The organism is Lacticaseibacillus thailandensis DSM 22698 = JCM 13996 (assembly GCF_001436135.1).
Classification (GTDB): Bacteria; Bacillota; Bacilli; order Lactobacillales; family Lactobacillaceae; genus Lacticaseibacillus; species Lacticaseibacillus thailandensis.
In genome coordinates this window covers 255086-271457 of record NZ_AYZK01000001.1, presented here as the reverse complement: position 1 = coordinate 271457, position 16372 = coordinate 255086, and the positions used below count along the sequence as shown (strand labels likewise).

The window sequence follows — 16372 nt, the reverse complement described above, 5'->3', positions numbered from 1 at the left end:
TTTTACATAACAATCCGCGATGCTCCCCCATACGACCGTAAAAAGTAGCGGCCCCGGTTCCCGACAAAAGCGGAAATGGGGCCACTCTACTCTATTGGTACCTTTAAGCCTGGGCGGCAACGACCCTGGTAGCCACGTCCATGTCAAACGGCGTACCAGCAACGAGATCGTCAGGCATCACCAGGATGCCGCGGCGATCCGGCGCACCCGGTACGTCCAACTCACGGGCCGCGCAAATCATGCCGTAGCTATCGACCCCACGCAGGGCCCCAGGCCAGATAATCTGCCCGGTCGGCATCATGGCCCCAGGTAGCGCCACGACCACGTGCTGACCGGCGGCCACGTTGGGCGCACCACAAACAATCTGCACGGTCTCCGGCTGCCCAATATCGACCTGCCCGACATGCAAGTGGTCAGAATCGGGATGGGCCGTTAGCTCGTTCACAACACCAATCACCAACTTCGGGGCGTGATCGGCAACCAGTTGGCCCGGGGCCCCCGCCGCCGTAATAGCTGCATTGAGCTGGTCTACTTGGGCGTCCGTCAAGAACACCTGGCCGCGACCGTCGAGCTGGCCCAGAATCTGGCTGACGTTAAAAAAGTTGTAACCAACAACCGCGCCCTCGGCACCAGTAATGGCCACAATGTCGCCAAACTGGTGGTGCTGCTCACCAGCCTGGTCCTGCTGCAAGACCACGATGAGCGTATCGCCCATCGCATCGGGATTATAACTCGCAATTAACATTTTGTTTCTCCTCACTCATTCACTTTGTCTGCGCCTGGATAATGCGCGATTAATTCATAAATTCGCCCGCCGTCAGCGCTAAACCGTTGTTCATACTCGGTCTCTACGTTATCTGCGTTGGCCACCGGGTCGCTATGCAGGTCCAAACTCACCAGGTCAAACTGCATCCCGTAATTGTTCATGCTGACCAAGGAATATTCAAACAGCCCCTGATTATCAGTTTTAAATTGCAACTTACCCGCCGGCGCCATAATCCGTTCGTACTGCGACAAAAAGTGCTGATACGTTAAGCGTCGTTTGGTGTTACGTTTCTTGGGCCACGGATCGGAAAAGTTCAGGTAGACGCCACTTACCTCAGCCCCGGCAAAGTACTCGGTCAAGTCGGCCCCGTCACCCAAAATCAGGTGCAGGTTAGGCAGTTGCAGCGCAACCTGTTTGCGCAAAATGTACGCCACCGCGACCTCCTGGATCTCTAGGGCGATAAAGTTACGTTCAGGATACTTTTGCGCCATGTTCACAATGAACTGGCCCTTTCCCGACCCCACCTCGAGGTACAGCGGCTGGGCGGTCGCAAAGTGTCGCTGCCAGGTGCCCTGCTGTCCATTGGGTTTGATTGAAATCATTTCTGGGTGGGCCGCAATCAACGGCTTGGCCCACTTCTTATTACGCAGTCGCATAGGACCTCCATCTTCAACTAAAGTACCTTAATCTACCATTGCAAGTGGCGCTGACCAAACCGGGGTACGTACCAACCCGCAACCAGTACCGTCAACACGACACCGGCCACAACCGACTCAGCTGCGGCCAAGACCCCGACCATAATGAGGCCCGTCAGCGCAAAAATGACCGTCTGCACCAACATCAGGCTGAATAGTAACCGTCGTAGTGCCGCAGTCCGTGCGGTTGCGGATAACGGGTAAAGGTGGGCAAACACAATCTCCCGATACTGGGTGGCCAACGGCACAATTTGAATCGCCGTCAAGTACATCGCCACCAGCCCGATCAGCATGCTGACCCAGGCCACCGTGCTCAAACACATGAGTACCACGGCAATGACGGTTAACCGAATAAATAGGTTACCATATTCCGGGCGCCGAATAAAGCCGCGTAGGTAAAGGTAGTCCCACGTCCGGCGCTGTTGGCGACTGCCAGTCCTTAGCCAACCGTCCAACCACCGCCGCCGCTTAATAGTTGCCCGCAGCCCTGGGACGTCGGTGAACATACTATACACCCGGTAAATACGCTGCATACGGCTATTCTCACGCCGGGCGGCCGTTAATAGGGCGACCTGTCCCCGCCGCAACCGTTGTTCCAGCCAAACCCGCAGCACCACATCCATGAGGGACGCAGCAACGACTGGGAACCAGTACACCGGCAACTGGGTGGCGTACACGCTCAACGCCATGAGGACCACCAACGATATCCGGTGGGGTACCTGCGCGGGTTGGTCCATCAACAAGGCATTTGTCTGCAGCATTAAATCGCCATACTGCACCAACGCTGCGGTCACCGCCAAGCAAATGATGGCGGCACTACCGACGTGCCATGTGGCCGCGAGGATGGGCCAGGCGGCCACGACGAGTAACACGGTGAATGCCACCGGTAAAACTAAACTGTAGCGCATCGCTGCGAGCAGGTAATTACCCATTCCGGCTGCACGCGGCAGCAAGAACGTGGCGTCCGCGTCGGTGAGTAGCGTGACTACCTGACCGACGCGCACCGCTGCAGCTAACACTACTAACACGACGTACGGCAACCAGTGCGCCGTGGTCGCACTCATGCCCCGCACGAACTGCGCGTAGCCGTACAACGCAGCGCCAAAAATCACGAACAAGACGATGGTAAATTGATCGTTGAAGACCAATTTCAGGTAGCGTGCCTGAGCCATGAGGTGCTGGCGCAAACGTTTTTGCCATAGTTCCCGCATGACTACACCTCCTGGGTCATCGCCATGTAGATGTCATCCAAACTGGCATTAGGCAGGTTAAACTCATCCCGTAGCGCGCTCAATGACCCCTGCGCACGGACCTGACCATCACGCAGTAGCACAAAACCGTCCGCATACTCCTGCGCCGTCGCCAGCACGTGGGTCGACATCAGAACGGCCGCACCCCGCGCCTTTTGCTCGTTCACCAGGGTAATGAGGTCGTGCACCGCCACGGGATCCAAACCGGTAAAGGGCTCATCAATGATAAACAACTGGGCGTCCGTCATAAAGGCGCTGGCAATCATGACTTTCTGCTTCATCCCCTTGGAAAAGTTGTCGGGGAACCAGTCCAGCTTGTTGTCCAAGCGGAACATTGCCAGCAACCGATCCAACTTGTGCCACGCTTGCTGCTGATCCAACCCGTAGGCCATCATCGCTAGCTCGAGGTGCTCCCGCAGCGTTAGTTCGGGGTACAGGACCGGCGTCTCCGGCACGTAAGCAATACTCCCACGGTAGGCGTTGGCATCACTCGCCAACGTCAACCCGTCGACGGTGATGGTACCCGTTTGGGGCTGTAGCAACCCAATGATGTGCTTAATTGTTGTGGACTTACCCGCACCATTGAGCCCAATCAAACCCACCACCTGGCCGTCCGGGACGCTAAAGGTGACGTCATGGAGTACCGGCACCCGGCCGTAGCCCCCACTGACGTTTGTAACTTCAAGACTCATGGTTATACCCCCGTTCACATTCGAATTCCTGTCTGATATATGATAGCATAATTACAACCAACCCTAATGAAAACAGTACTTTAAACCAGATGGTGAAGGGAGATTCATCGATTATGGACGATTGCATTTTTTGTAAAATTATTGCTGGTGAAATTCCTAGCGTAACGGTATATGAAGACGACGAAGTCAAAGCCTTCCTGGATATTTCACAGGCAACCCCGGGACACACGCTACTGGTACCCAAGCAACATGTTCAGGATATCTTTGCTTACGACGCCGACATGGCGGAGCGCGTCTTCAGCCGGGTACCCGCTTTGGCCCGTGCAATCAAGGCCAGCAATCCCGACATTAAGGGTATGAACATCATTAATAACAACGGCCAAGTAGCTTACCAAAGTGTCTTTCACAGTCACATCCACTTCATCCCGCGGTACAGCACCGACGATGACTTTAACATCCACTTTGGCGACCACACCGACCAGTACACCAGTGACCAATTGAACGCAATCGCAGCGGGTATCCGCGCACACCTGGAGGCCTAGCATGAAATCTTTTCTTGGCGGTTTTATCACCGGAGCGGTAATAGCGGGCGCCTGGGCACTCACCCATCGACAAACCGCGGCGGCAGCAGACCGTGATGCGCACAACCTGACACGGGTAGGCCATGACGCCCAACATTTGATGCAGGCCGTCACGACGGTACGGCACCGTACTAGCGCCCTCCAACAAGCAATTCAGGACACGGTGCCGGCTGCGGAAGCAGGCATTAATGATGCCATTACGAACTTTAAGTTTCAGACAGCACCGCGAATTGCTAAACTCACCACGAGTATTGATCATATTACAAAGGCATTACCAGAAAGCGAATAATTTGTGAATATTAGGACGTCGGTTTGAAGCTTGTGTGAAACCGACGCCCTTTTTCGTTTCTGGCGACTGACCTATGCTATATTACGAATCATGACGTACGGGGAAACCGACCCCGGCGAATTTAGACAGATTAGGATGTGTCATGATGAAAAAATGGATCCTCGGCGCCGCCACCGCTGCCATGGTGTTAGTACTTGCTGGTTGTGGTAGTTCCACGGTTGCAAGCATGAAGGGTGAAAAAATCACCAAGAGTGAATACTACTCCAAGATGAAGGCCACTTCTTCCGGCAAACAAGTACTACAACAGATGATTGTCGAAAAGGCCCTAGACAAGCAGTACGGCAGCAAGGCCTCCGACAGCAAGGTCAACAAACAGTACAAGACCGTCAAGTCCCAGTACGGTTCGAGCTGGTCCTCCACGCTCAGCACGTATGGTTACACGGCCTCGAGTTACAAGGAGCAAATTAAAATCTCCCTCCTGTCCGCCGCCGCCCTGAAGGACCTGAAGAAACCGACCACGGCACAATTGAAGGCTCAGTACAAGAAGTACGAGCCGAAGGTTTCTACCCAAATGATTTTGGTCAAGAAGCAGGCTAAGGCGGAAAGCATCATCAAGGAATTTGCCGCCGAGGACAACACCACCGCCAACTTTGGTAAACTTGCGAAACAGTACTCGACCGACACGAGTACCAAGAGCAAGCAAGGTAAACTAACTGCCTTTGACAATACGGATACCAGTTTGAACTCGGCTTACAAGAAGGCGGCCTTCAAACTAACTAAGAACGGTAGCTACACCACTACCCCCGTGAAAACAAGTTATGGCTATGTCATCATCCGCATGATCAACAACCCCGGCAAGGGTAAGTTCTCGAGCGCAAGTGTACAAAAGAAGTTGAAGAGCCAATTGTACACTACGTGGGAAAGCAACACCACGGTGATGAACAAGGTCATTGCCAAAGTCTTGAAGAAGGCTAACGTTACTATTAAGGATGACGACCTGAAGAACGTCCTCTCGACGTACTTAGGCACCTCCTCCTCTTCTAGCAGTTCATCAAGCAACTAATAGTTCATCTCGAATAACTTTAATAAATCATCAATCGGCCCCGCCACGCATAGTGACGGGGCCGATTCGTCGTGGTCAAACCCCGCTCCACGCATGAATTCACCCCAATTTGTGTCCCATTGTGGGGCAATATGTTATATTAGTCACCGGGTGCTCATACTGGGCGTATGATTGACCACAACAAAAAAATAGATATAGGATGTGTCATGATGAAGAAATGGATCGTGGGTGTCACCACCGCCGCAATGGCTTTATTGCTTGCCGGCTGTGGTAGTTCAACCGTTGCTAGCATGAAGGGTGAGAAGATTACCCAAAGTGAGTACTACTCCAAGATGAAGAAGAGCTCTGCGGGCCAGCAAGTGCTGCAGCAGATGATCGTCGAAAAAGCCTTGGATCAGCAGTACGGTAAGCAGGTTTCCGACAAGACCGTGAATAAGCGCTACAACGCCATGAAGAAGCAGTATGGTTCCAGTTTTGCTTCCACGTTAAGCACGAACGGATACACCGAATCGAGCTTCAAGGAACAAATCAAGACTTCATTGCTCTCCGAGAAGGCACTCAAGGACTTGAAGAAGCCAACCACCAAGCAACTGAAGGCTCAGTACAAGAAGTACCAGCCAAAGGTGACGGTACAACACATTCTGGTCAAGAACCAGGCAACGGCTGACAAGATCGTCAAGGAATTCCAGGGCGAAAAGAACACCACCGCCAACTTCTCGGCATTGGCTAAGAAGAACTCCATTGATACTGGTACCAAGAACAACGGCGGTAAGCTGAGTGCCTTTGATAACACCGACACGCAGTTGGACTCCACGTTTAAGGCTGCTGTGTTCAAGCTGACGAAGAACGGTCAGTTCACCACCACGCCGGTGAAAACGGAATACGGCTACTCCATCATTCGGATGATCAACAATCCGGGTAAGGGTAGCTTCTCCAGCAAGAAGGTGCAGAGTGCGCTGAAGAGCCAAATCTACACTAAGTGGGAAAGTGATTCCACCGTCATGAACAAGGTTATTGCCAAGGTGCTGAAGAAGGCCAACGTCACCATCAAGGATGACGACCTGAAGAACGTCCTGTCGACCTACCTGAACGGTAGCAGCAGTAGCTCCGCAACCACGGCTAACTAAGTACGATTAAGTTGTAACAAACGAACGTCCCCCCCACCGTTTATTGGGAGGACGTTTTTGTGTGTTGGCGTGTTGATACTGTGAGTGTTGCAATCAAGCGGCACCATAAAAAAAGCCGGTGCCCCGACTAAGCACGGGCACCGGTTCAAGCATCAATATATATTACGTACTGGCCGTAGTTGGCGCTAATGGCTAGGTCTATTTCACAAGTTAGCCATGCTTATTTGCACTACCGTTACCCGCACCAGAATAGTGCTGTAACGACTCTGGCCGGTAGAACCGCCGGCCATCCATCCCGAACAATTGCTGGGTAAATGTTCCCGGATCGGCGTGCTGCGTCGCCGTTAACATCATGTTGATGGAAGCATCCAGTTCGTCCAACTGGTGGAGGATATCCGCTTCCACCATCTGTGGCCGGACCGGTGAACCATACTCCAACAAGCCGTGGTGCGCCAACACCACGTGCCGCAACATCAACATATCCTCCTGCTGCGGATCGATTTTCAGTTCCTGAGCAGCTTTGATAATTTCCTCATCAATGAGGACAATGTGCCCAATCAGGTTCCCCGCCACCGTGTACTCAGTCGACATGGCACCCGATAACTCAATGGTCTTGCCCATATCGTGCAGGATGGCGCCAGCGTAAAGGAGCGGCATGTTAATACCGGAATACTGCTGACCAACACTCTTGGCCAAACGCAAAATACTCAACGTGTGGAAAGCCAACCCGCCACCACTGGCATGGTGGTTAGACTTGGCTGCCGGATAACTGAAAAAAGCATCCTTGTGCTCCGCCAACAGCCGCCGCACGATACGGTTCCAGTTCGGGTTGACGATGTCAAAGACAAAGTCGTTGATCTCTTCCTGCATAGTCGCTGGTGCTTCGGGCGCCCGCTCCAGAAATTGTTGCGGTTGGTTACCCTCTTCCTGCGTGGCCAACCGGATTCCGTAAATTTTGATTTGCGGATTATCATGGTACAACTCACGCTTGCCGGACAACTGCACCACTTCGCCCGCCTTAAACTGCGCAATAGCGTCATCACTGGCATCCCACAACTTGGCTGGCAAGTGGCCAGACGTATCCTGCAGGATGAATGCAATAAACTTCTTCCCGTTTTTAGCTACCCGCACGTCGGCTGACTTAATCAGGACGGGTAACTTCATTTCGTCACCATTTTGGTATTCAAACAAGCGCTTTGCCATGTTGATTCCCCGCTTTCATTCACTAGCTTTATCATACCGATTCACGGGCCAAAATGCTAGCACGGCCTGGGGCTAGCTCCGAAAACTACCGGACAACCAAAAAGGGCGCACCAGCAGCCATCCTCTGACGGGGATGGCTGCTGGTGCGCGCTATCATCACAGGGGTATTGGCCCCCGGCCTTTAGGTCTATTAGGACTGACTGTACAGATCCACGATGGGCTTGCTAATGGTATTGTTCAACTCATCCATTAACTGGCTGAGGGCCTGTTCCTTGGTCATCAAAGTTTTGATGGCGTCGATATCCTTGATCTTGTCCCCTAACGACTGCAGGGAGTGAATGTCATCGTCAGAAATATCCTGACCGGCAGCCTGCTTCTGGGACAATTCCATCTGCTTGTTCTGGAACTGCTTAAACAAGTCATAACCCACCGCGTCCAGCTTCAGCATGTCGAAAGCTTGCTTCAATTCTTGATACTGGGGCGTCTGCTGCAGCGCCTCCGCCATTGCGTTAGCGTTGTCGTAAATGTTGACCATAATTTTCTCCTTTGTACCAGCGCCCGTGGGCCTGGTCGTTAGTTAAACAAACCTTGCACGTCATTATACCATTCATGGGCCTTGTCTTTCACCGTATTGACCCCATCTTGTAAGCCATCCTGAATACTGCTCCAGACTGAGCTGTTACTACCACTGGTGCTACCGGCACTACTGCTGTTAGCGTTGGTGGCCGCCACCTTGGCTGATGCCGCCGTGACGCTGAACTGCGTTTGTGCGGTCTCCGGTAACAGGTTCGTCATTTCTGATTTGAAGATGCTGTCAACATCGCCACCATCCCCGCTTTGCAGGTAATGGGTCTTGGTGGTATAAGCAAAACCAGTCCAGGTCGCTACCACCACGTCGGGAGTGTAACCGACCGCCCACTGGTCCTTATCACCGTTCACGTTCCAAGATTTTGGTGTCTCCGTCGACCCCGTTTTGCCAGCCACCGTGTAGCCGTACGGTTTGGCACTCGCACCCGTCCCGTCATTGTAGGTATCAATCATCATGCTGTTCATTTCCTTAGCCACTGAGCTCGACATCACCTGCTTGCTCTGCGTTTTAGCCCGATAGACCGTGGTCCCCGTAGCATCGACGATTTTGCGGATGAAATGCGTCTGCGGCATCTTCCCGTCACTAGCAAAGGCGGCGTACGCTCGCGCCATGGTCAGCGGTGAGACACCAGTTGACACCCCACCCAAAGCGGCAGCTAGGTTCTGATCCTCTTTCTTAAGGGTAATGCCAAACCGTTGCAGGCTGGACACCCCTTTTTGCACCCCGATCTTATTGAGCAACCACACCGCCGGCACGTTCAAACTGTTGGCCAACGCATAATACATCGGCACGGTGTTTTGGTACACCCCGTTCCAATTGGACGGGCTATACTTGTTCTTGCCGAAGGACTGCTTTTTATCCGATAGCTCGGAGTCGTAGTGATAGCCATTCTCCAACGCTGGTGTGTACACCATTAGTGGCTTTAACGTCGATCCCGGTGAGCGATGGAGCTGTGTGGCGTAATTATACCCCAAGAAGACGTGCGTGCCCCGACCACCCTCAATGGCCCGGACCCCACCCGTTTGCGGATCAATGGCCACGGACGATGCCTGTACCTTAGTCCCGTCAGTAGCGTCATTCTGAAAATTGGCGCTGTTACTCCAGGTTTGGTCCAACGCATCCTGGTAATTGGTGTCCAAACTAGTGTAAATTTTGTACCCCTTATTGAGCAGGTCGTTTTCAGAGAAACCCTTGCTTTCGGCTTCCTCAATGACGGCATCAAAATAATAAGGGTACTTATCGGTTGATTCTTCGTTATAATTGTTGTTAAGTGTCAGCGTCGTCTGCTTGGCGGCCGCCGCCTGCGCGCTCGTCAGGTGCCCCGCTTCAACTTCTAGGCTCAACACCAGGTTCCGCCGACTGATTGCATTGTCCATGTGGTCAATGGGGTTGTAATAACTGGGGTTACGGAGCATGGCGGCCAGCGTTGCCCCCTCACCCACAGTCAGCTCGCTAGCGTGTTTGCCAAAGTAGAGTTCGGACGCGTCCTCAACGCCCCACACCCCGTTACCAAAGTAGGCGTTATTCAAGTACATGGCTAAAATTTCGCTCTTACTGTAGATCCGGTTCATCTGCACGGCCATGAAAATTTCCTGACCCTTACGCAGGAACGTCTGCTTTTGACTTAGTAACGTGTTCTTGACCAGTTGTTGGGTCAGGGTACTACCCCCACCAGTAATGGCCCCACGGTGAATCACCAGGTTGACCACTGAACGGAGGATGCCCTTGATATCAAAGCCGGGGTTGGTCCAAAAGCTACGATCCTCGGTACTAATCACGGCGTTCTGGACGTTTTTAGAAATGTGACCCAGGGACACATAGGTACCCTTTTGGGAGTACAACGACCCAACCGCGTTATTCTTGTGGTCATAGATCTCCGTTTTGGTTTGCAACGAACTCTTGATGTCGGCCATATCGACCGTTTTGGCTTCATAAGTAAAATAGGCGCTCATCACCAAAATGAGGGTCAAAACAATCAGTATCGCCCAGCGAATGAGTTGGAAACGATGTATAAAGCGCCACAGGGCCCGTAAAGCGACCTCCAGTGCGTGACGGATAACCCGTCCAATCTTCTGTATATCCACCAGACAAACTCCCTTCAATCCTATCCCCGTAATTGTAGCATAACCGCCCGTAGCACCCCATTGATCGCCATTATTTATACGATTCCTAACCAGCAGGAGAAAACCAATGCCCGAATTTAATTTCACTATCAACCACGTTCCGGCCGGCCCCAGCCTCCGGGCGCAACTGCGCGCGTGGACGGTACCCAAACACTTTCAGGGCTCATGGCGGCGGCAGCAACAGATCCTGGTCAACGGCCACTACCAATCACTCACTGAGCCGGTCCCAGATGACGCCACCATCACCATCGCCTTTGCCGCACCCGCTCCGGTCATTGCGCCGGTGGTAGCACCCATCAAGATTGCCTACGCCGACCAGCGCGTGATTGTTGCGCTCAAACCAGCCGGTCTCAAGACCCATCCGAGTGCGGTGGGAGATACGGATAGCCTCATTGGAAGGGTCGCCGCTCACTTTAATGGCGCGCCCATTTACATCACGCACCGTCTCGACATGGCTACCAGTGGTCTAATTCTCCTGGCCCGCGATCCGCTGACGCAGGCCATCATCAACCGGGAGCTGGCCACCAAGACGTTGCGGCGGACATACACCGCGCTCGTGACGCCCGGAATGACCCAAAATTGGGGCCGTATTGACGCTCCCATCGCCCACCGGCCGGACGACATTCGGCGGCGAATGGTGGGGACGGACGGCTTACCGGCCACCACCTTCTACCGCGTGCAAAGCCGCACCACCCGCTATGATCGGATCACCCTACGTCTGGCTACCGGGCGCACCCACCAAATTCGCGTACACATGGATTTCATTGGTCATCCCCTCCTGGGTGACCCATTGTACGGGCACGCGCCCGCGGACCGGTTGATGTTGCACGCCACCACACTCACGTGGCAAAAACCACTCAGTACCCGCACCCAAACCGTCACGAGTACCGTCCCCTTTTAGCTGAACAGACGCCACAAAAATGACCCCCAGCACATGCTGGCGGTCATTTTGTGGTTATTTTGTTGTGAGTCCGCAATTCTAAGCGTTACCAAACGCACGCTGATACAGTTGGTTGAACCACCGGGCTCCATCTTCATCGGGGCTGATGACCACGATCGTATCGTGGCCGGCCACCGTGCCCACCACTTGGGTGAACTCGATGTCGTCGATCAGGGCCGCGAGCAGGTTCCCGTTGCTCGGTACCGTGTGAATAACGTTTAAAAACTGCACGCGGGTAATGCTCAATCCGTTATCACGAATTGACGCCAACAACTTATCCAGACTGCTATCCGTCTTCTGCGAATAAATCACGTACCGGGTGCGACCGTCCGCACCTTTGGCCTTAACGATATTCATCTCCCGAATATCGCGCGACACCGTTGCCTGGGTTGCCTTGACCCCCGCTCGCTGCAACTCCGTGAGCAGTTGCTGCTGCGTCTCGATCACCTGCGCGCTAATGATGCGACTCACGATTCGTTGACGCTCTGCTTTCTTCATGGTTGCCTCCGCGTTCTCCAGCTACATAGCTGCTGGCGCCTGCACACCCAACAAACCCAAAGCTGCGCTAAGAACCACCGTGACGCTCTGCACAAGGGCCAGGCGCCCAGCTAATTCGTCGTCGTCAACCAACACCTTGGTGTGGGCGTAGTACTGGTTAAAGCTCTTGGCCAGACGCAAAGCGTACTTAGCGATGACGGACGGCTCGTATTCGTTAGCGGCGCGCAACACGATGTCGGGGAAGGCCGCTAGTTGCTTCAGTACGGGCCAAGCATGATCGTCGGTCAATTGTACGTGTGCATCCGGCTGTACGTCCGTCTTCCGCAGGATACTGTGCGCCCGTGCGTTGGTGTACTGCACGTACGGACCAGTCTCGCCTTCAAACCGCACGACTTCTTCCAGGTTAAAGTCAAAGCTGTCTTTACGTTCGCTCTTTAAGTCATGGAAGACGACCGCGCCCACGCCCACGGCTTTAGCCACTGCATCTGCGTGTTTCAAGTCTGGGTGCTTAGCGGCGATCTGGTCCTGGGCCAGATCAACGGCCTCCTGCAGTACCTTGTCGAGCAGGATCACGTTTCCTTTACGCGTGGACAACTTCTTGCCGTTGGCAGTAATCAGACCGAACGGAATGTGGTGAATATCATTGGCCCAGTCGTAGCCCATTTCGAGGAGCACGGCCTTTAACTGTTCAAAGTGTTCCTTCTGTTCCATCCCCACTACGTAGAGACTCTGCGCAAAGTCGTACTGGTTGTGCCGGTAAATGGCCGCGGCCAGGTCCCGGGTCATGTACAACGTGGCACCATCGCTCTTACGAATCAGCGCCGGGTTCATGTCATACTTGCTCAAGTCAACAATTTCCGCACCCTGGCTTTCATGCAGCAGGTGCTTGTCTTCGAGTTCCTGGATCACCGGATCCATCTTGTCGTTCATGAACGCCTCACCATTGAAGCTGTCAAAGTCGACCCCCAGGACGTCATAGATCCGTTTGAATTCCTTAAGGGACTCACCACGGAACCACTGCCACAGCTTTGTCGCTTCGGCGTCACCGTCTTCGAGCTTCTTGAACCAAGCCCGGGCTTCGTCATCCAACTCGGGCTGGGTCTCAGCCTCCTTGTGAAAGCGCACGTAGTATTCAAGCAGGTGCTTGATGGGATTGGCCTTCACGTCGGCCTCACTACCCCATTTTTTGTACGCCACGATCAGCTTGCCAAACTGGGTGCCCCAGTCCCCCAGGTAGTTGATCTTGATGGGGGTGTAGCCAATCTTGGTCAAAATCTTGGCCAGGGAGTTCCCAATCACCGTTGACCGGAGGTGGCCCATTGACATGGGCTTGGCGATGTTGGGACTGCTCATATCAATGGGAACGTTCCCGTGACCCACCTGCGCATCACCGTAGTGGCTGCCTTGGGTAGCAATAGTCGTCAACGTATCTTGAGCAAAGGCCACTTTGTCCAGGAAGAAGTTGACGTAGGCCCCTTGTGCCACCACGTGGTCAAACTGCGACTGGTCAATGGCCGCGACGATATCCGCCGCGATCTTGGGTGGTGCCATCCGGCGCACCTTCGCCAGGGCAAAGGTCGGGAAGGCGTAATCACCTAAATCGTCTGACTTCGGCTGTTCAACTAACTTGTTAATTGTGTCAGTAGTTAACTCATCACCGAGCACCGCCGCTAATGCCTGCACAACCTGCTGCTTGTAATCCATACCGTTATGTTCCTCCATGTATTCAAAAACGGGCCCGTCCCCTTCTTACGAAAGAGACGAGCCTCCGCCCGCGGTACCACTCTTGTTGGCGTGACCGCCCACTTAAATGCTATTTATACTTAAGTGTCGTGTTAGCGCGCCGTTCGCACTGCCTACCCACATCGCACCACCCGTGAGCTCACTGAAAGGCCTTAACGAACTTCCTCTAACATACCGACAAACTACAGCGGTCGACGAGAATCGAACTCGCGACATCAGCTTGGGAAGCTGAGATTTTACCATTAAACTACGACCGCAACAACGGAAATAATTATAGCATGCACGTTTACTGCTGCCAAGCATGTGCACCAAAAAAATGCCTGTTTTAGTAAAAATTAGATTTTTTTGAGTGTGGACTACCGTTTCTCACCGTGCTATAATTTTATTGAGGGAGATTTGCTACGAAGGGACGTGATACCATATGCCAGAAACCAAGCGCCGGTACTTTTTTGTTGCTAAAAATACCAAAACTGATCATGGCTACACCATTGAGTTTCTCAACATTCCACAATTATACGCTTCTGGAGAAACCTATGCTGAGACGGTTTATTACTCCTACCGGGTCCTGGCTGACTTCCTAAAGCAACTACCAAAGGAAGAAGCCGCCATAACGGCATACACCCTAAGCACCATTCCCGATAATACTGATAATACGTTCTACTCAATCGTCAGCGTGCCCGCTGATTTTGATCCGCACCACATGCAGACAACATTTACCATTTCACAGGCGCTTCCTGACGATATTCGTAAACAGGCGGCACAATTGTCCCACCTGGTGGACTTCGGGTCCTTGCCGGCATAGCAGCCTGGTAGCATCAGCAATCAGCTCAACCGCGTGACGTTCGTCGATGCAGTTAACGGCGGGGGTCACGTTTTTGTGTACTATCTTGCTTGGTCACCAACGCCAAACGCATATGAGGAGGTCGCCCACCTGTGAATAACCAACTAGATTTCCGTACCGGTATCCGTGATACCATCCCTACCGCCTTTGGCTATATTGGTATTGGCCTGGCTTTTGGAATTGTCGCCCGGGGTGGCGGTCACGGACCACTCATCACCTTGCTCATGTCGTTGCTGGCATACAGCGGCACCGCACAATTTATCATTGTGAGCATGATTGCCGCCAGCAGCGCGTACATATCGATCATCTTCGCCGTACTCATGGTCAGCGCCCGCATGATTCTCGTCAGCATGACCGTTGCCCCCTACTTTCGCAAAGAAAGCATGTGGCGTAACGTGTGGCTCGGCACCCTCATTACCGACGAAACGTTCGCCCTCACCATGAGCAAGCTGAACTATACCAACCACCGCCTCAGCTTTACCTGGCTTAACGCCGCAAACATCTTTGCCTACAGTATTTGGGCGTTGGCGTCGCTGGTGGGCAACCTCGTTGGGAGTTTAATTCCGAATCCCAACGCGTTTGGCCTCGACTTTGCCCTCGTCGCCATGTTCATCGGGCTCTTGTACCTGCAAATTATTGGTGACCGGCGCATGGGTCTACTGCTGCAAGGCATCGTGGTCGCCATCGTCTGCGTATTGATGTACTTGGGGCTGATTTTTATTCCCAGCAGTGTGCTCGTCCTGGTCGTCACCATCACGTCCTGCTTATTAGGAATGGGGGTTAAGCATGTCTTCTTTTGAGTACTCGTTATTAGTCGTCATTGGCTGCGGCCTGGTCACCTGGTTGTGCCGGGTCATCCCCTTCATCCTGTTAAAAAAATGGCAACTACCCGCCATCGTGTTGGAATTTCTCAGCTTTGTGCCCGTCAGCATTATGGCCGCCCTCGTCATTAGTAACCTATTCACCCAACATTTGGGCCATTTGCCCAGCCTCAACGTGCCCTATACCATTGCCACCGTCCCTGCGGTGATTGCAGCAGTCGTCACCCGCTCCCTGCTGGCCGTGGCGGTTGTGGGCATCGTGGCTTTAGCGATTATCAGGGTGATCATGTGAATCGGCTCAACGCTATCCGTACAAAAATCCGCAGCGAGGTGCGCCCCGCTACGGATTATTTTTTCCATACAATAAAGTTTTATATTTAATCGAGGGCTACGCCTGATGTCCCCGCACAAAGTAGTACCGGGTAGTCTCTAACGCGCTCGTAGCCATCAGCCGCTGACCGTACTCAGCCAGCTGTTCAGCGGTAACGTCGGCGGCATCACCATACTCATGGGCAATTGCTAACTGAATCTCAGCCTCACGTTCACTAATGGCGTTGGGGTGGAAGGTCAACACTAGGTAATAGTGGCCCTGATACTGGTACAGGTCACTGGTCCCGCCGTCCAAACGGAGACTCCGTGCCAGGCCCACCATGGCTTCAAAGTCGGGGAGCCGCAAAGCCACAGCCACCGGCGTCGACTCGTCAGTAAACAAACGTGACTCCTCGTCGTCCTCATCGCCTTGCGCCTTATCAATTTGAGCCTGATCCAAATGCCGCTTGGCCAGCGCCGCAAACTCATCCACCGACGTCACGTCGTCGTGGGCTTCCTGATGCGGCCGGGCTGCGGATTTATTGTTGGACTGGTTGTCCTGATCGTGGTTGCGCGAAATAAACATCTCTAGGCCACCGCTGCTGGGCATTACCTGGAAGGTGACGGATTCGTTGCCCGCAAATTCGTGCTTGGTATCCACTTCTTCAAGCACTCCGTAAAAGAAGTGCTCAATGTCTTCGTGATTGCTCAACAGATCCAACATCTTGATGCCCCGCGACTTCAAATCGTCGGAACCCAGGAAGACGCGGATGGTGTCGGCGTTAATTCGTTCCATTTCCATGCTGCAATCACTCCTTCACTGCAGGCTCAGCCCCGCAAAT

General features: G+C 53.3%; 18 protein-coding genes and 1 tRNA gene. 8 read left to right on the top strand and 11 right to left on the bottom strand.

The features are described from left to right. Positions 1-103 precede the first annotated feature (103 nt). Genes ytpR through FD19_RS01250 form a run of 4 tightly spaced genes read right to left on the bottom strand, consistent with a single transcriptional unit; the run spans position 104 to position 3403 of the window. A complete protein-coding gene (gene ytpR, locus FD19_RS01265) occupies positions 104-745 on the bottom strand; it encodes a YtpR family tRNA-binding protein (protein WP_056968935.1) in 642 nt (213 codons plus the stop codon). Positions 746-756: 11 nt separating this feature from the next. Further along, positions 757-1422, bottom strand: a complete 666-nt coding sequence (trmB, locus tag FD19_RS01260; RefSeq protein ID WP_054749319.1) for a tRNA (guanosine(46)-N7)-methyltransferase TrmB — start codon at positions 1420-1422, stop codon at positions 757-759. Between the two features lie 32 nt (positions 1423-1454). Then, a complete protein-coding gene (locus tag FD19_RS01255) occupies positions 1455-2672 on the bottom strand; it encodes an ABC transporter permease (RefSeq protein WP_054749318.1) in 1218 nt (405 codons plus the stop codon). Between the two features lie 2 nt (positions 2673-2674). Further along, complete coding sequence (locus FD19_RS01250) at positions 2675-3403, bottom strand: ABC transporter ATP-binding protein (protein WP_054749317.1); 729 nt, start codon at positions 3401-3403, stop codon at positions 2675-2677. A 113-nt stretch (positions 3404-3516) separates the two neighbouring features. Between FD19_RS01250 and FD19_RS01245 the strand changes: the two genes are divergently transcribed. From FD19_RS01245 to FD19_RS01230, 4 genes are all read left to right on the top strand, one after another. Further along, positions 3517-3945: an HIT family protein gene (locus FD19_RS01245; RefSeq protein WP_056968934.1), complete on the top strand. Its 429-nt coding sequence runs from the start codon at positions 3517-3519 to the stop codon at positions 3943-3945. A 1-nt stretch (position 3946) separates the two neighbouring features. Then, positions 3947-4273: a hypothetical protein gene (locus FD19_RS01240; protein ID WP_054749316.1), complete on the top strand. Its 327-nt coding sequence runs from the start codon at positions 3947-3949 to the stop codon at positions 4271-4273. 145 nt (positions 4274-4418) lie between these two features. After that, positions 4419-5336: a peptidylprolyl isomerase gene (locus FD19_RS01235; protein ID WP_082619465.1), complete on the top strand. Its 918-nt coding sequence runs from the start codon at positions 4419-4421 to the stop codon at positions 5334-5336. A 209-nt stretch (positions 5337-5545) separates the two neighbouring features. After that, on the top strand, positions 5546-6463 hold the full coding sequence (locus tag FD19_RS01230; RefSeq protein WP_054749315.1) for a peptidylprolyl isomerase: 918 nt from the start codon (positions 5546-5548) through the stop codon (positions 6461-6463). Positions 6464-6673: 210 nt separating this feature from the next. Here FD19_RS01230 and FD19_RS01225 read toward each other — a convergent pair whose 3' ends face one another. From FD19_RS01225 to FD19_RS01215, 3 genes are all read right to left on the bottom strand, one after another. Beyond that, complete coding sequence (locus FD19_RS01225; protein ID WP_054749314.1) at positions 6674-7666, bottom strand: 3'-5' exoribonuclease YhaM family protein; 993 nt, start codon at positions 7664-7666, stop codon at positions 6674-6676. A 190-nt stretch (positions 7667-7856) separates the two neighbouring features. Next, positions 7857-8201 (bottom strand): YlbF family regulator, encoded by a 345-nt coding sequence (locus FD19_RS01220; protein ID WP_054749313.1) that lies wholly within the window; start codon positions 8199-8201, stop codon positions 7857-7859. A 38-nt stretch (positions 8202-8239) separates the two neighbouring features. Further along, positions 8240-10339 (bottom strand): PBP1A family penicillin-binding protein, encoded by a 2100-nt coding sequence (locus FD19_RS01215; protein ID WP_439646451.1) that lies wholly within the window; start codon positions 10337-10339, stop codon positions 8240-8242. 106 nt (positions 10340-10445) lie between these two features. Here FD19_RS01215 and FD19_RS01210 point away from each other — a divergent pair, with 106 nt between their 5' ends. After that, entirely contained in the window at positions 10446-11279 is an 834-nt protein-coding gene (locus tag FD19_RS01210) for an RluA family pseudouridine synthase (RefSeq protein ID WP_056968932.1), read from the top strand. 78 nt (positions 11280-11357) lie between these two features. On the opposite strand, the gene FD19_RS01205 is transcribed toward FD19_RS01210, so the two are convergent. From FD19_RS01205 to FD19_RS01195, 3 genes are all read right to left on the bottom strand, one after another. Further along, a complete protein-coding gene (locus tag FD19_RS01205; protein ID WP_054749311.1) occupies positions 11358-11816 on the bottom strand; it encodes an arginine repressor in 459 nt (152 codons plus the stop codon). 21 nt (positions 11817-11837) lie between these two features. Continuing rightward, positions 11838-13520: an arginine--tRNA ligase gene (gene argS / locus FD19_RS01200; RefSeq protein WP_056968931.1), complete on the bottom strand. Its 1683-nt coding sequence runs from the start codon at positions 13518-13520 to the stop codon at positions 11838-11840. A 225-nt stretch (positions 13521-13745) separates the two neighbouring features. Next, positions 13746-13816: transfer RNA gene (locus FD19_RS01195), tRNA-Gly, on the bottom strand. Positions 13817-13980: 164 nt separating this feature from the next. Here FD19_RS01195 and FD19_RS01190 point away from each other — a divergent pair. The 3 genes from FD19_RS01190 to FD19_RS01180 all read left to right on the top strand — a co-directional run bounded on the left by FD19_RS01190 (position 13981) and on the right by FD19_RS01180 (position 15513). Then, positions 13981-14361 (top strand): hypothetical protein, encoded by a 381-nt coding sequence (locus tag FD19_RS01190; protein ID WP_056968930.1) that lies wholly within the window; start codon positions 13981-13983, stop codon positions 14359-14361. A 131-nt stretch (positions 14362-14492) separates the two neighbouring features. Further along, complete coding sequence (locus FD19_RS01185) at positions 14493-15200, top strand: AzlC family ABC transporter permease (RefSeq protein WP_056968929.1); 708 nt, start codon at positions 14493-14495, stop codon at positions 15198-15200. Continuing rightward, positions 15187-15513, top strand: coding sequence for an AzlD domain-containing protein (locus FD19_RS01180; protein WP_056968928.1), 327 nt, complete (start codon positions 15187-15189; stop codon positions 15511-15513). The genes FD19_RS01185 and FD19_RS01180 overlap by 14 nt, the downstream gene beginning before the upstream one ends. A 96-nt stretch (positions 15514-15609) precedes the next feature. On the opposite strand, the gene FD19_RS01175 is transcribed toward FD19_RS01180, so the two are convergent. After that, positions 15610-16332 carry an adaptor protein MecA gene (locus FD19_RS01175; RefSeq protein WP_056968927.1) on the bottom strand — a complete coding sequence of 241 codons (723 nt, stop codon included), beginning with the start codon at positions 16330-16332 and terminating at the stop codon, positions 15610-15612. Positions 16333-16372: the final 40 nt, after the last annotated feature.

Coding starts and splice junctions, on each gene's coding strand:
- trmB (WP_054749319.1), bottom strand. CDS start 1,422: ATGCGACTGCGTAATAAGAAGTGGGCCAAGCCGTTGATTGCGGCCCAC.
- FD19_RS01205 (WP_054749311.1), bottom strand. CDS start 11,816: ATGAAGAAAGCAGAGCGTCAACGAATCGTGAGTCGCATCATTAGCGCG.
- FD19_RS01225 (WP_054749314.1), bottom strand. CDS start 7,666: ATGGCAAAGCGCTTGTTTGAATACCAAAATGGTGACGAAATGAAGTTA.
- FD19_RS01190 (WP_056968930.1), top strand. CDS start 13,981: ATGCCAGAAACCAAGCGCCGGTACTTTTTTGTTGCTAAAAATACCAAA.
- FD19_RS01230 (WP_054749315.1), top strand. CDS start 5,546: ATGAAGAAATGGATCGTGGGTGTCACCACCGCCGCAATGGCTTTATTG.
- FD19_RS01250 (WP_054749317.1), bottom strand. CDS start 3,403: ATGAGTCTTGAAGTTACAAACGTCAGTGGGGGCTACGGCCGGGTGCCG.
- ytpR (WP_056968935.1), bottom strand. CDS start 745: ATGTTAATTGCGAGTTATAATCCCGATGCGATGGGCGATACGCTCATC.
- FD19_RS01255 (WP_054749318.1), bottom strand. CDS start 2,672: ATGCGGGAACTATGGCAAAAACGTTTGCGCCAGCACCTCATGGCTCAG.
- argS (WP_056968931.1), bottom strand. CDS start 13,520: ATGGATTACAAGCAGCAGGTTGTGCAGGCATTAGCGGCGGTGCTCGGT.
- FD19_RS01210 (WP_056968932.1), top strand. CDS start 10,446: ATGCCCGAATTTAATTTCACTATCAACCACGTTCCGGCCGGCCCCAGC.
- FD19_RS01175 (WP_056968927.1), bottom strand. CDS start 16,332: ATGGAAATGGAACGAATTAACGCCGACACCATCCGCGTCTTCCTGGGT.
- FD19_RS01220 (WP_054749313.1), bottom strand. CDS start 8,201: ATGGTCAACATTTACGACAACGCTAACGCAATGGCGGAGGCGCTGCAG.
- FD19_RS01180 (WP_056968928.1), top strand. CDS start 15,187: ATGTCTTCTTTTGAGTACTCGTTATTAGTCGTCATTGGCTGCGGCCTG.
- FD19_RS01240 (WP_054749316.1), top strand. CDS start 3,947: ATGAAATCTTTTCTTGGCGGTTTTATCACCGGAGCGGTAATAGCGGGC.
- FD19_RS01245 (WP_056968934.1), top strand. CDS start 3,517: ATGGACGATTGCATTTTTTGTAAAATTATTGCTGGTGAAATTCCTAGC.
- FD19_RS01235 (WP_082619465.1), top strand. CDS start 4,419: ATGAAAAAATGGATCCTCGGCGCCGCCACCGCTGCCATGGTGTTAGTA.